Here is a 12,701-nt window from a genome sequence, read left to right as displayed (position 1 = left end):
TAACGATTGTCTGTCTTGGTCTGGCCATCTTAGATTACCTGTCTGAGTTAAAGGTAACTAAGCCTAGTTGAGTGCTTGCTATTTAACCAGTTGGGTTGGGTGGCCATGTTTAGTTATGATGTTTAGTTATGCTAATGGTTGATTGGTTAACATTCAGTTACTTGGCCATTTTATTTTGGCTAATATCTGTTTTACTTAAAGCATAAATCTGGCATCGTTGTTCATAGGTCAGTTGTTTATATGTTTTCATTGTTGCATCTCTTGCCGGAGAAAAAGCGATTAGCATATATTCAGCTGACCGTTTTTTCTACCTGTTCAAGTTATGCACTTACTATTTGAATCCAAGCCTTTAATATTAGTCACACGTTCAAGATATCTGAACTGGGAAAACAACGTAACATCATAGCGTTGAGTTCACTGCGCCACAGGAGCGGCTTACAAAGGATCGTGGTAGTAGCTTTGCGACGCTTCAATCCAGGCTACCGGCTCAACATCTTGTCGATAAACTTGCCAGTCATCGCCACCAAAGGTGCGCCGTACTTCGCTCAGCCAGGCCAACACTATGCCTTCAAAGTCACTCCAATCCGATGGGTCATGGGATAGCGGATACTTGATATAGCCGGAAAATTCACCCTCGAACAAATCATAACTTAAGGATTCCCCGCAGCACTCTTGCAGTTGAAATTGAAAGCTAGTGGCTTGCTCATGCCTTAATGTCATGGCTTCAAGCTCAGTTTCTTGTGCTTCATTTAACTCCAGCTTGGCGCTGAAACTCATGCCTACACCCATAATGGCTCTCCGATTTTCAGTTATTAATTACGCTTGCTGTCATTCACGGCGCTTCTCTATCACGATTAAACTTAACTTTTTTGGCCAACAAAAAAATGCGCTAAATTTAAGCTAACGCCCTAAATGTTCAGTAGGTTGCGCACAGCGGGGTTAATCAGGGCCCCAACCTTCGCTGATGCCCGCCGGCAATTCGGCCACTAAATCGTTAAACAGTGCCGCGCATTCGGTTAGCACTATGCTAAAGTCAGCCTCGCTGTAACACCAAGGCGAATTGGGTTTCAGCCAATCTTCACGAAAGTCTAACACCTCACCGGCGTGCATTCGCTGGGCAATATATATGTTTTTATAAAAACCACCACGGTAATCCAAGCCCTCGGGCTTGATGGAGAAAGAGAACTTTACCCACTGCATCATCTCCACTTGTAGGCTGATGTCTTCACGGGGGTATTTTTTTTCATTCAAGCGCCAGTAGCCACCGTCTGATTTGTAATAGCGAAGCGGCAATCCTAGCCCATCGACTAGGGCCTTTTTACGCTCAAGCGGCAGCCTATCTTGATCACTGAAACGGTCAGCCTGCTCGGGAAAACGGGCCAGCAGGCTGGCATACCTGCCGGCAAAGTTGATACCTATCGCGGCCTGAACCACAGGCATGCCGACACTGCGATAAATAGATTGTTGCTGTTCTGTTGTTAACATAAAACACCTTGAGTTGAATTCAGCCTTAGCAGGTTATTTAGGTGCCCAATTTTAGTAAAAACGATGCCACCCATTTCTTGAACAAATAACATAACTCGTTTTCATGGCTTTGGCGAGGGTTACGATCGATGTGATCAACTCATCAATTTTTATCGATATGGCTAAAATATTATCGTTAAATGAGTGATTTATGGTCATCTAAGAAATTCAGCACAGCAGAAAATCTTGATATCAATCAAGTATAAGGAAGATGGTGGTTTTTCAAGAATTAATGCTTAAGCGCACAGCCAGCGCTGACAATTTGCAGCGCCTTGTCGTCGTTTTCGCTCTAAATGCTCACAATATTCGGTTAATGCGGGTAATGCTCCGACAGCGCCTTTAAATAATGCACCAAATTCAGTGGTGATTTTAAGCCAATTATCTGCGGGGATGTTGAGTCTATTCAGTATGTCCTGGCTGCTTGAGCTAATGGCACCACGCTTATCTTCTCGAATTATCCGACCGGTATCTTCAACCAATACAATGTAGTCTTTTACACTGAACATGAGCCCGTTAGGCATATTGAGCCTTTCATTTCCCACAAACGGTAATAGCTCTGCTGGTTGTTCTCCTTTCATTGCTGAATTGATACGGCGCTGAATACTGGTGTAATCTGAGGTTTCGGGGGTTGCTGCCATTTTAGCGCGGATAGGGTTTAAATCGACATAGGCCATACAGGCTAATACTGCAGCTTCATCAAGCAATGCCTGTGATTTGAATCTACCCTCCCAAAATCGCCCTGTGCATTTATCTTCTTTGTTGGCCATTCTGGCGATGGGCTCACTGAGTGAGCGCATAAACCAACTGATATCAATTAAGCGTTTACGGTATTCGGTAATGCATTGATTGACGGTTTGCAGTTCAAACTGGTTAAGGTCTTCCTCTTTTAGGTATTTGTGCGTGAGTAACGTACCTTTAAAGCCCTTGTGCCATTGAATTAGCACTTCTTTATCTGACCACTTTTTTGCTTTGTCAGCATCGACTTTTATAACCACATGTAAGTGATTACTCATCACGGCATAAGCACAGATATCAATAGCAAAGATGGTCGCTAACTCTAGAATGCGTGAATCGACCCACTCACGCCGATGCTCAAAGTTCTCTCCTGTTGAGTGATCAATTCCACACAGAAAAGCCTTACGTACCACACGAGAACAGCAGTGATAGTAAGGTGTATCTTCCAGGCTAACGATTGTCTGTCTTGGTCTGGCCATCTTAGATTACCTGTCTGAGTTAAAGGTAACTAAGCCTAGTTGAGTGCTTGCTATTTAACCAGTTGGGTTGGGTGGCCATGTTTAGTTATGATGTTTAGTTAGTTGGGTTGGGTGGCCATGTTTTGTCATCGACGTAGCGAATAAAGTCATTAATGCGCGTTTGATGGTCAATAGACTTGATGATTTTTTTGAGTGCTCCGGCAACATCAATGTTACGGATGACCGCTTCTGCTCTGTCACGAGTCAGTAAGGAGACTTTTACGTCAAAAGGGAAGCCCTTGTCGCGTAAATATTTGGCTAAGCAGATACGCGTGAAGTATACATTGTTGGGTGCTCGATAAAGATACATTGTCTGAGTCAATCCTTATGGAGAGCCCCTCAAACGCCAGAAACAAAAAAAGCCGTTGATAATCAACGGCTTTTTTTGTATTTAATGTGGCGGAGGGATAGGGATTTGAACCCAAGCAATCAGACACAAAATAAAATTAAAATTCATTATAATCAATCACTAATCGAAAAATCACATCTCAGATAGTGAACATTCGTAGTCGATATATGACATTTAAATATTTATATAATCTTTTGTCAAGAAATCCATAGTCTCTTGTTAGCTGTTTTATCGCAGGTGTTGGTTTATTTTTAACTTTTCCAATAGTACACCTAACTCTTTTTGAGTACATCCATCTTTGAAGTGAGACTCGTCTGCAAGATGTATAATTGAAAAAACACAAGACCAATACTCTTTGTCTTCCTCTGGAATTGAATCAGGTGCTTTATCCGCTAATGCCCAAGAATATTCTGATATTTCATCATGAGATAATTCACCAGATAAGTATCTCTCTAATTTAGCAATTAATGGCGAAGTTTGAATGTTAATACTCATACGTATCCGAAACAGCTAACGCCCCAATATGCCGACGAAACGAGCGCAGCGAGTTGAGGTCGGAATAATTGGTTTATTATACGTCATTTCTGCTGAAAATGAAAAGTTGCCTTATTGGTAACTTTAACCACTTCTCCATTAACTGTCGCGGGAGTAAATAGCCATAACTTAATAGCCTCTACTGAGTCGTAACCTAAGCTTACCGGGTAAGCATCAATAACGTTAACATCTTCCACTTTGCCTGATTTCACCACGGTAAACTCTATAGTGGCAAAGCCACTGACATTAGAAGTATTTTTAGCCCAAATCTTCAATTCGAGAACTTCATTGAGTTTAGGGGTATAAACTAGATTTCCTTCATTAGGCATGACATCAGTTGCCCCTACGACAAAAGGGAAAAGTAATGAAATTAACAGTACAAATCTCATAGAGGCCACCTTGACCAAGTCCGATTGCTTGCGCTTGTTATACGCCGCCACATGTAATTCCCATGCATTTTTCTACTGTTTTTGTAGATATATCTATTTTGCAATGTTGAGTAATTGAGTCTTCAATTTTCAGCATCACCTGCCTGATTTTGTCGATATCAGATTGAGGAGGACGACGATTAATACCAAAGTAGGTATGATTAAATTCAACAATACCCTTATGGTTAGTTCGGAAATAGAAATTTCCATTTAAACCATCATAGGTATATAGAATCCTGCTAATCACTTCTGGTTGCTGTATCCCACTCAAAGTTAATTCCCGGCCACCCTCCTCTGAGCGGTACTCGACATCAGAGACTCCTTGAACTGATTTTGTCGCTTTTACCATACACTAAATGGGAAGTTGCACAGAGCCAATGGATGAGTAACGAGTAATACCATATATCGTGTCGCAACCGCCTAAAATAGCGAATAGCAATGTCGCAAAAAGTATTTTTCCAAAACTCATGCTATGCATCCTCCCGCGTATAACGCCTAGTGAATGGGCAGCTTTGTGGCGAAGCCACGCTTAAAGCTGTCCAGCCCGAAGGGCGATCATTGCACGCCTTGTTATGAGTTGAATGTGGCACTGATGTAACCCGCTATTTCACGAACCAATGGCTCTGCTGATATTCCTTTTGCTACAACAGTGTAACCTGACCAATTATCCCACTCTAGGCCGACAACTTCATTGCCTCTTTTAAAGTCCTGAAATACCTCGTCGAAGCCAGCAACTTCCTTAGAAACAACCTCAAGACAAAATTTTGCAGCGATTTCATCAGTTACACTTCTGTACATACCACCTTCGATTTTTTCGAAATCGAAAAAGAAAAACGAAGCCACCCATTATTTGAACAAGTAACATAACTCGTTTTCATGGCTTTGGCGAGGGTTACGCTCGATGTACTCAACTCATCAATTTCAATCGATATAACTAAAATATCATTGTTAAATAAGTGATTTATGGTCATCAAAGAAATTCGGCACAGCAGAAAAATTTGATAGTTATCAAGTGTCAGGTGAATTGTAATTTAAGTGGGGATGATGACTTAAGCGCACAGCCAGCGCTGAAAATTTGCAGCGCCTTGTCGTCGTTTTCGGTCTAAATGTTCACAATATTCAGTTAATGCGGGTAATGCTCCGACAGCGCCTTTAAATAATGCACCAAACTCTGTGGTGATTTTAAGCCAATTCTCTGCGGGGATGTTTAGCCTATTAAGTATCTCATGGTTGCTTGAGCTAATGGATCCACGCTTATCTTCTCGAATCAGTTGAAGTGGATGACCATGTTTTAATTTCGAAGACTTAAGTCTTGAATCTTGTGGAGGGATAGCTTGCTTGTAATAAAGAGGAACCCGTGGGTTCAAAGTCCTATCTTTCGCCAAATAAAAAGGCCCGCTATAAATAGCGGGCCTTTTTATTTTAATGTGGCGGAGGGATAGGGATTTGAACCCTAGAACGGGATAAACCGTTGCCGGTTTTCAAGACCGGTGCATTCGACCACTCTGCCATCCCTCCGAGCGGGCGAATAATATGACAATGACTGTTTTGTGTAAAGGGTAAATTGCAAATAATTTGTTAAGTGGTGATTAAACACTCAAGTTAACTGTAATTGGTGTATCGATATGGATTATTCGCTAACAGCTAAGCCTCTATACTGAGGATGAACACAATATGTGGCTTGAAGTGTTCTTAAACGAGCTCAACGGCAGTTGAATTGTGCTAATCAACTTAAGCTGACCATTTTTGTCATTTAAAATGTGATTAAACAGCTGATAGCGGCGACTTTGCTTGATTTGATTAGGCTTAATGTTTACCTTTACTGCAAGTAATTTTGCCAATGCCAAGGATAGCGAGATGCTTTCAGAACAAGCATTCGAGATGATAGATATTGTTGCCCGTGTGGGCAGTTTTACCGCCGCAGCCAATAAGTTGAATAAAGTACCGTCTGCGGTGAGTTACGCCATTAAACAGATTGAAGATGATTTAGGGGTAATATTGTTTGAGCGTCACCATCGCAGTGTCAGTTTGACGCCCGCGGGTGAGCATTTTGTGGCGCAGTCGCGCGAGATAATGACTAAATTGAACAACATTAAACGTGATACCCAGAAAGTGGCTAATGGCTGGCGCCCTTCTTTATCTATTGCGATTGACAATATGGTTCGCGCAGACAAAATCAGTGGCTTGATAGCTGATTTTTATCGCCATTTTACCGACATTGAATTGATTATTCGCCTAGAAGTTTATAATGGTGTGTGGGAAGCATTGTCGACGGGTAAAAGCGATATCGCCATAGGAGCAACCTCAAGTATTCCTGTTGGTGGTACTTTCAAGTCGCGCGATATGGGAATGATTCAGTGGTCTTTTTTAGTGGGTAAAAATCACCCGTTAGCCAAAGCAGAGCATGCGTTAACCGATGATGAATTATTACAATATCCGTCAATTTGCCTGCAAGACACGGCTCATAATATTGCCCATAGGCCAAATTGGTTGTTAAATAACCAGCGCAGAATTGTGGTACCTGATTGGATCAGAGCAATAAATTGTTTTAGAGAAGGCTTAGGCGTGGGTTACATGCCATATCATTTGGCCGATATTTTTATTAAAGCCGGCGCGCTAATAGAAAAACAACTTGCCGCCCCAAAGCAAGACACAGCCTGCTGTTTAGCTTGGAACAATGCCAATATGACGCCTGCTATGCAGTGGGTATTAGATCATCTCGGCGATACCGAAAAATTAAAAAAAGAGTGGCTTAGTTAAACCACTTTTGCAAAATAAGTTTTTGTTAATAACATTACTTATACAAACGTTTATGTTAAATTAGCGACTATTAAGATGATGTTTGTTATGAATTAATTTTTGTTTAATGTACATTGCTTACGCTATACAAAAGGATTTAGCTTCAGAGTGAAATATATTTTTGTGAAAGATATTTTTCTCGTTGAGCAAATCATTGAGTTAACACCTGGAGACGATAATGAATCAACAATCAGTTATATCACCTAGTCTATCGACTACTGATGTCAACAAAATGCTAAAAAACACTTATATGCTGCTTGCAATGACATTGGCATTCTCTGCTGTTACTGCAGGTTTAGCCATGGCAATCAACATTGGTCCAATGATGTCAATAGGCTTATCGCTTGGTAGCTTAGTGTTATTATTTGTGACCCTTAAAAAAGCAGACAGTGCAGCCGCTATATTTTGGGTGTTTGCCTTTACCGGTATGCAAGGTGCGTCGCTCGGTTACATTCTTAGCCATTATGCTGGTATGGCAAATGGCCCTGGCTTAATTATGCAGGCCTTAGGGTTAACCTCTATCATTTTCGTGTCGCTTTCAGCGTATGCGTTAACCACTAAGAAAGACTTCTCATTTATGCGCGGCTTCTTATTTGCGGGTTTATTAGTGATGATTGGTGCGATGGTCATTAATATATTCGTCGGTAGCTCAATATTATTTATGGCAATGAATGCAGGTATTGCGTTGCTAATGACAGGTTTCATTCTATATGACACTAGTCGTATCGTGAATGGCGGCGAAACAAACTACGTTCGTGCGACTATTTCATTGTACTTAGATTTTTTGAACTTGTTCATCAGCCTACTACATTTAATGGGTATTGGCAGCGACGACTAATCGTCGATAGAGTTCATTGACAAATTACGTTAAAATGACCCTACATTAGGGTCATTTTTTTTATAATGAGCAAATTCATCATTCAAGTAAACGGCAGCGTTTATGGCTCTACAGCCAGTTTTCGCGCGTTATCATTTTGCCAAAGCGCATTAGCTAATGGCCATCAAATTATCAACGTCTTTTTCTATCAAGATGGCGTAACCAACAGTAATGCCCTCACCTGTCCTGCATCTGACGAAATTGATATGCATTCCAATTGGCAATCATTGTCATCACAACATTCAATACCGCTAACCAATTGTGTGTCTGCAGCGCTGCGCCGTGGTGTGTTATCAGCGCAAGATGCAACTGAAAACGGCAAACCACAATGGAATAGCAGTGACGCATTTACCATGGGCGGTTTAGGTGAATTAGTGGTCGGTATTGAACAAGCTGACAGGTTGATTAGCTTTTAACGTATGAGTGGAATAGACAATGAAATCACTGGCAATTATGTTTAGGCATGCACCATTGGGTACCACAAGTACCCGTGAAGGGCTGGATTTTGCCATGCTCAGTGCCAGCTTTGAACAACAAGTGAGTATTATATTTACCAATGAAGCGGTATTACATTTGCTGGCAGGCCAAACACCTGAGCAAGCAGGATCTAAAGATTATGTGTCGGCATTTAAAGCGCTTTCTCTTTACGATATTGATACCGTATTGGTGTGTGCAGAATCAATGCTCACATTAGGATTACAGCCTAATGACCTTAGTATTGCCGCGACGATGGCGACTCCAGAGGTGATTAGTCAAACCCTGCAAGCTGCTGATGAGGTGTTAGTATTTTGATATTGCATCATATCCAAACATCAGTAATGACTGACGACGCCTTAAGTACATGCTTACGCTATATTCACCCTACAGACAGTATTTTATTGTCTAGCGATGCAGTGAATTGTTTATTACAAACCCAGTGGCAACAGCGTTTAGCAAACATTGCTCTGTTTGTGCTACAAGATGATGTTGTCGCCAGGGGCTTATCGGATCGCTTAATGATTATATTAGCCAATAAAGCTGCGGGCTCTTTTGATATTATTGATTATTCACAATTTGTTGAACAATCTTTGTTACACGATAAGGTGATAACTTGGTAAACTTTTTTGAATTTAATGGCCAACAAATTGAAACCGATCATCAAGGCTATTTAAAAAATGTTAATGATTGGCAAGAACCTATGGCAATTGCGATTGCCGCTACAGAGAACATTGAGTTAACCGAGCAACACTGGGAAGTTATCCGGTTTGTGCGGGATTTTTATCTAGAGTACAAAACCAGCCCAGCTATTCGTGTGCTGGTCAAAGCTATCGGTCAACGTTTAGGTGCGGATAAAGGTAATTCTAAATATTTATATACCTTGTTTCCGATTGGCCCAGCAAAACAAGCAACAAAAATTGCAGGCTTACCCAAACCAGCAAAATGTTTATAGCTGATTAATGCTGACAAAAAAGCCCGCTCAAGATAACTTAAGCGGGCTTTTTAAATGGCTAACCTTAACTGAGGTTATTTTGGAAATATATTTTCTATCACTATAAATGCTGCTTGAGCTAGTTGAACAATTACCAACAACATAAAAAAGAAGATAACTGATAAGTAGATAAGCCTACGATTATCACGCCGACTTGAACCCATTGCTGGTTGTACCAACCCTTATAAATATGTGACCAACTCAAACTGAGTGACACAATTTCCAATACAACGTAAAAATAAAATATGTGCTGCGATACGGTAACGCCATTAACACGATTTACGGGGTTACTCAACGCGCTACAACATACAGGTCTTTTAAGGCCACGAATGCCTAAAGCTCTATCTTGCACAAGACTGACAATTAACACCCTAGCCACACTAAAATGGACTGCGGCTAGGACTATATCAATTGGCCAATCATATTAGCTAACTATAATTAGCCAACTATAATTAGCGCTTAACATTAACCAATCAGACTTAAACCGCCCATGTATGGACGTAATACTTCAGGTACTGTAATGGTGCCATCTTGATTTTGATAGTTCTCAAGTACTGCTACTAACGTACGGCCAACCGCTAAACCTGAACCATTTAAGGTGTGCAATAAAGCAGGTTTGTTATCAACTTTGCTACGGTATCTAGCTTGCATTCTTCGCGCTTGGAAATCTTTCATATTTGAACAAGATGAAATTTCTCGGTAAGTATTTTGCGCTGGTAACCACACTTCGATATCAAAAGTTTTACTTGATCCAAAGCCCATATCACCAGTACATAACACCATAGTGCGGTACGGTAAGTTTAATAACTGTAATACTTTTTCAGCATTGGCAGTAATTTCTTCTAGTGCTTGCATTGAATTATCTGGGTGAGCAATTTGCACTAACTCAACCTTGTCAAATTGATGCTGACGGATCAAACCACGAGTATCACGACCATAAGAGCCCGCTTCACTGCGGAAACATGACGTTAACGCCGTCATTTTCATTGGCAGTTCACTTTCGTCCACGATCATATCGCGCACATAGTTAGTTAATGGCACTTCTGCAGTTGGAATAAGTGATAAACCTTGGCCTTCTTCTGTAGCCGGTTTAGTGTGGAATAAATCTTCACCAAACTTAGGTAATTGGCCTGTGCCTAACAAGCTGTCTTCGTTAACCAATAACGGTACGTATGTTTCTGTATAGCCATGTTCAGTGGTGTGTAGGTCTAACATAAACTGACCTAAGGCACGATTTAAACGGGCAATTTGACCACGCATGATAATAAAACGTGAACCGGTAATTTTAACCGCGCTTTTAAAGTCTAAACCGCCTAGTGCTTCGCCTAAATCTAAGTGATCTTTCACTTCAAAGTCGAATACCTTTGGGGTGCCCCAACGACGCACTTCAACATTGTCGTTTTCATCAGCGCCTACCGGAGCCGATTCGTCTGGCAAATTTGGCATGCTCATGGCGATGCTATTGATTTGTTGCAACAACTCAGCAAGCTCAGCTTTCTTTGCATCTAGCTGCGCACCTAAATCACCCACTTGCGCCATAATGGAACTGGTATCTTCACCGCGCGCTTTAGCTTGACCAATCGACTTAGAGATCGCGTTACGCGATGCTTGCAAGTCTTCTGTAGCAACTTGTAGCGATTTACGCTTTTCTTCAAGTTTGGTCAAATTATCGACATCAAGAATAAAGCCACGAGTGGCTAAACGCTCGGCAGTGATTTCCAGTTCATTACGCAAAAATTTTGGATCTAGCATGTTGTGAGTTCTTTTTAGTTAAACACGTGAAAATATAAGCTGTTGACCTAAATACACCATAAAGAGGCATAAGGTGACATTCAACAACACATTTAAAATAGCTTTCTGCCATAAGCCTTCTTGCAATAGCAGTAAGGTTTCATTCGAAAAAGTCGAAAACGTCGTTAATGCACCTAATAGACCAATGCCAATAAGCGCTTTAATTTCAGGGCTAATATGACTCAATTGCCCTAGCGCATAAACGACGCCCATTAAAAACGATCCCAATAGATTTACTAACAGTGTACCAAAAGGAAAACTGCTTCCAAATACCTGGATCATAAAAATTGACAGAAGATAGCGTAAAACTGCACCAATCGACCCACCTAATGCCACCAAGAACACATTAGTCATAGCGTTTGTCCTCGCTTTGTTGATCAAGTTGGTTTAATTGGGCCAATTTATCTTGAATGCGCTTTTCAAAACCTCTGTTAGTGGGTTGATAAAATTGACTGTGTTGCAGTGATTCTGGAAAGTAATTTTCGCCAGCAGCATAAGCACCAGGTTCATTATGTGCATAACGATACTCCTTACCAAAGCCGATGTCTTTCATCAGTTTGGTTGGCGCATTACGTAAATGGTTGGGCACAGGTTCGTGTCCGGTTTGTTTGGCTAACTCGCGAGCAGCACCAAATGCACTATAAACAGCATTACTTTTAGGAGCACTGGCTAAATATAATACTGCTTGCGCTATCGCTCGTTCACCTTCTGCAGGGCCAATGCGGTGATAACAATCCCACGCATTAAGTGCAACGGTCATGGCTACTGGGTCGGCATTACCAATGTCTTCTGAGGCAATCGCTAATAAGCGGCGAGCAACATACAAAGCATCACCGCCACCTTCTAAAATACGGCAATACCAATACAAAGCGGCATCCGGCGCAGAGCCCCGCACAGACTTATGTACAGCAGAAATTAAATCGTAAAATTGATCGCCATTTTTATCGTAACCCGCAGCTTGGTGTCCGGCAACTTGCGTCAGCATCTCGGTGGTAAACGCGCCAGCATCAGCCACTAAATCGCTCATTAACTCAAGCAAATTAAGCGCTTTACGTGCGTCACCATCACTAATGTCGGCCAATTGCTTGGCTACATCTGCAGGTAATGTTAATTGGCGTTTGCCCAAACCACGTTCAACATCAGCTAATGCTTGAGTGACAATTAAGCTTATTTCGTCAGAGCTTAGTCGATTTATAAGGTAAACTCGCGCACGCGACAATAAAGCGTTATTGATTTCAAATGAGGGATTTTCGGTGGTGGCACCAATGAAAATAACCGTACCGTCTTCAATAAAAGGTAAAAATGCATCTTGCTGACTTTTATTAAACCGATGAACTTCGTCGACAAATAATAAGGTTCGTTGACCACGACTTTGGGCAATGGCTTTAGCTTGTTCTATTGCGGCGCGAATGTCTTTTACGCCTGACGTTACCGCAGAAATACGTTCAACATGGGCATTGGCATAATGGGCAATTAACTCAGCTAAGGTGGTTTTCCCCGTACCAGGCGGGCCCCAAAGTAACATCGAGTGTGCTCGATTAGCCTCTAGCGCTTTACGCAGAGGTTTACCTTCACCTAATAAGTGTGCCTGACCTATGTATTCACTAATGTCCCTTGGGCGCATGCGAGCGGCCAAGGGGCGAAAATCTGGTGCAAAATCAAAACCTAAATTAGCCAT

The 12,701-nt window shown here is 41.6% G+C and carries 17 protein-coding genes, 1 tRNA gene and 1 pseudogene; 6 read left to right on the top strand and 13 right to left on the bottom strand.

The annotated features are described in order from the left end of the window. Positions 1–435: 435 nt before the first annotated feature. From AAEY94_RS11385 to AAEY94_RS11340, 10 genes and pseudogenes are all read right to left on the bottom strand, one after another. Positions 436–789, bottom strand: a complete 354-nt coding sequence (locus AAEY94_RS11385) for a hypothetical protein (RefSeq protein WP_101087472.1) — start codon at positions 787–789, stop codon at positions 436–438. 150 nt (positions 790–939) lie between these two features. Further along, the gene (locus tag AAEY94_RS11380) at positions 940–1,485 is read right to left on the bottom strand and encodes a hypothetical protein (protein WP_101087473.1); all 546 of its coding nucleotides are present in this window, start codon (positions 1,483–1,485) and stop codon (positions 940–942) included. Positions 1,486–1,760: 275 nt separating this feature from the next. Next, the gene (locus AAEY94_RS11375) at positions 1,761–2,738 is read right to left on the bottom strand and encodes a transposase (RefSeq protein WP_335692154.1); all 978 of its coding nucleotides are present in this window, start codon (positions 2,736–2,738) and stop codon (positions 1,761–1,763) included. A gap of 94 nt (positions 2,739–2,832) precedes the next feature. Then, positions 2,833–3,087, bottom strand: coding sequence for a hypothetical protein (locus AAEY94_RS11370; RefSeq protein WP_350978857.1), 255 nt, complete (start codon positions 3,085–3,087; stop codon positions 2,833–2,835). Between the two features lie 267 nt (positions 3,088–3,354). Then, entirely contained in the window at positions 3,355–3,621 is a 267-nt protein-coding gene (locus AAEY94_RS11365; protein ID WP_101087644.1) for a hypothetical protein, read from the bottom strand. An 83-nt stretch (positions 3,622–3,704) separates the two neighbouring features. Beyond that, the gene (locus tag AAEY94_RS11360; protein WP_101087643.1) at positions 3,705–4,049 is read right to left on the bottom strand and encodes an energy transducer TonB family protein; all 345 of its coding nucleotides are present in this window, start codon (positions 4,047–4,049) and stop codon (positions 3,705–3,707) included. A gap of 37 nt (positions 4,050–4,086) precedes the next feature. Continuing rightward, on the bottom strand, positions 4,087–4,437 hold the full coding sequence (locus tag AAEY94_RS11355) for a hypothetical protein (protein ID WP_101087642.1): 351 nt from the start codon (positions 4,435–4,437) through the stop codon (positions 4,087–4,089). Positions 4,438–4,658: 221 nt separating this feature from the next. Then, the gene (locus AAEY94_RS11350; protein ID WP_157822819.1) at positions 4,659–4,886 is read right to left on the bottom strand and encodes a hypothetical protein; all 228 of its coding nucleotides are present in this window, start codon (positions 4,884–4,886) and stop codon (positions 4,659–4,661) included. A gap of 251 nt (positions 4,887–5,137) precedes the next feature. Continuing rightward, positions 5,138–5,362: pseudogene (locus AAEY94_RS11345) on the bottom strand (transposase); the annotation flags it as partial. A 154-nt stretch (positions 5,363–5,516) separates the two neighbouring features. Then, positions 5,517–5,606 (bottom strand) — tRNA-Ser (locus tag AAEY94_RS11340). Positions 5,607–5,945: 339 nt separating this feature from the next. Between AAEY94_RS11340 and punR the strand changes: the two genes are divergently transcribed. From punR to AAEY94_RS11310, 6 genes are all read left to right on the top strand, one after another. Further along, entirely contained in the window at positions 5,946–6,848 is a 903-nt protein-coding gene (gene punR, locus AAEY94_RS11335; protein ID WP_192116054.1) for a DNA-binding transcriptional activator PunR, read from the top strand. A 217-nt stretch (positions 6,849–7,065) separates the two neighbouring features. After that, positions 7,066–7,725 (top strand): Bax inhibitor-1/YccA family protein, encoded by a 660-nt coding sequence (locus AAEY94_RS11330; RefSeq protein ID WP_350978853.1) that lies wholly within the window; start codon positions 7,066–7,068, stop codon positions 7,723–7,725. 65 nt (positions 7,726–7,790) lie between these two features. Further along, positions 7,791–8,180: a sulfurtransferase complex subunit TusD gene (gene tusD / locus AAEY94_RS11325; RefSeq protein WP_350978851.1), complete on the top strand. Its 390-nt coding sequence runs from the start codon at positions 7,791–7,793 to the stop codon at positions 8,178–8,180. Between the two features lie 19 nt (positions 8,181–8,199). Next, complete coding sequence (gene tusC / locus AAEY94_RS11320) at positions 8,200–8,556, top strand: sulfurtransferase complex subunit TusC (RefSeq protein ID WP_162022964.1); 357 nt, start codon at positions 8,200–8,202, stop codon at positions 8,554–8,556. Then, entirely contained in the window at positions 8,553–8,861 is a 309-nt protein-coding gene (gene tusB / locus AAEY94_RS11315; RefSeq protein WP_162022963.1) for a sulfurtransferase complex subunit TusB, read from the top strand. Before tusC ends, tusB begins: the two co-directional genes overlap by 4 nt. Further along, positions 8,855–9,193, top strand: coding sequence for a TusE/DsrC/DsvC family sulfur relay protein (locus AAEY94_RS11310; RefSeq protein ID WP_101087635.1), 339 nt, complete (start codon positions 8,855–8,857; stop codon positions 9,191–9,193). The genes tusB and AAEY94_RS11310 overlap by 7 nt, the downstream gene beginning before the upstream one ends. Positions 9,194–9,697: 504 nt before the next feature. On the opposite strand, the gene serS is transcribed toward AAEY94_RS11310, so the two are convergent. The 3 genes from serS to AAEY94_RS11295 are packed head-to-tail and all read right to left on the bottom strand — an operon-like array spanning position 9,698 to position 12,701. Next, positions 9,698–10,984, bottom strand: a complete 1,287-nt coding sequence (gene serS, locus AAEY94_RS11305) for a serine--tRNA ligase (RefSeq protein ID WP_101087634.1) — start codon at positions 10,982–10,984, stop codon at positions 9,698–9,700. 18 nt (positions 10,985–11,002) lie between these two features. Continuing rightward, complete coding sequence (crcB, locus tag AAEY94_RS11300; RefSeq protein ID WP_101087633.1) at positions 11,003–11,377, bottom strand: fluoride efflux transporter CrcB; 375 nt, start codon at positions 11,375–11,377, stop codon at positions 11,003–11,005. After that, positions 11,370–12,701 carry a replication-associated recombination protein A gene (locus tag AAEY94_RS11295; protein ID WP_335692157.1) on the bottom strand — a complete coding sequence of 444 codons (1,332 nt, stop codon included), beginning with the start codon at positions 12,699–12,701 and terminating at the stop codon, positions 11,370–11,372. Before AAEY94_RS11295 ends, crcB begins: the two co-directional genes overlap by 8 nt.

It is taken from the genome of Shewanella sp. AC34-MNA-CIBAN-0136 (assembly GCF_040309945.1).
In the GTDB taxonomy this organism is placed as follows: Bacteria; Pseudomonadota; Gammaproteobacteria; order Enterobacterales; family Shewanellaceae; genus Shewanella.
The sequence above is the reverse complement of the archived record's forward strand: the minus strand, read 5'-3'. Positions and strand labels throughout refer to the sequence as shown.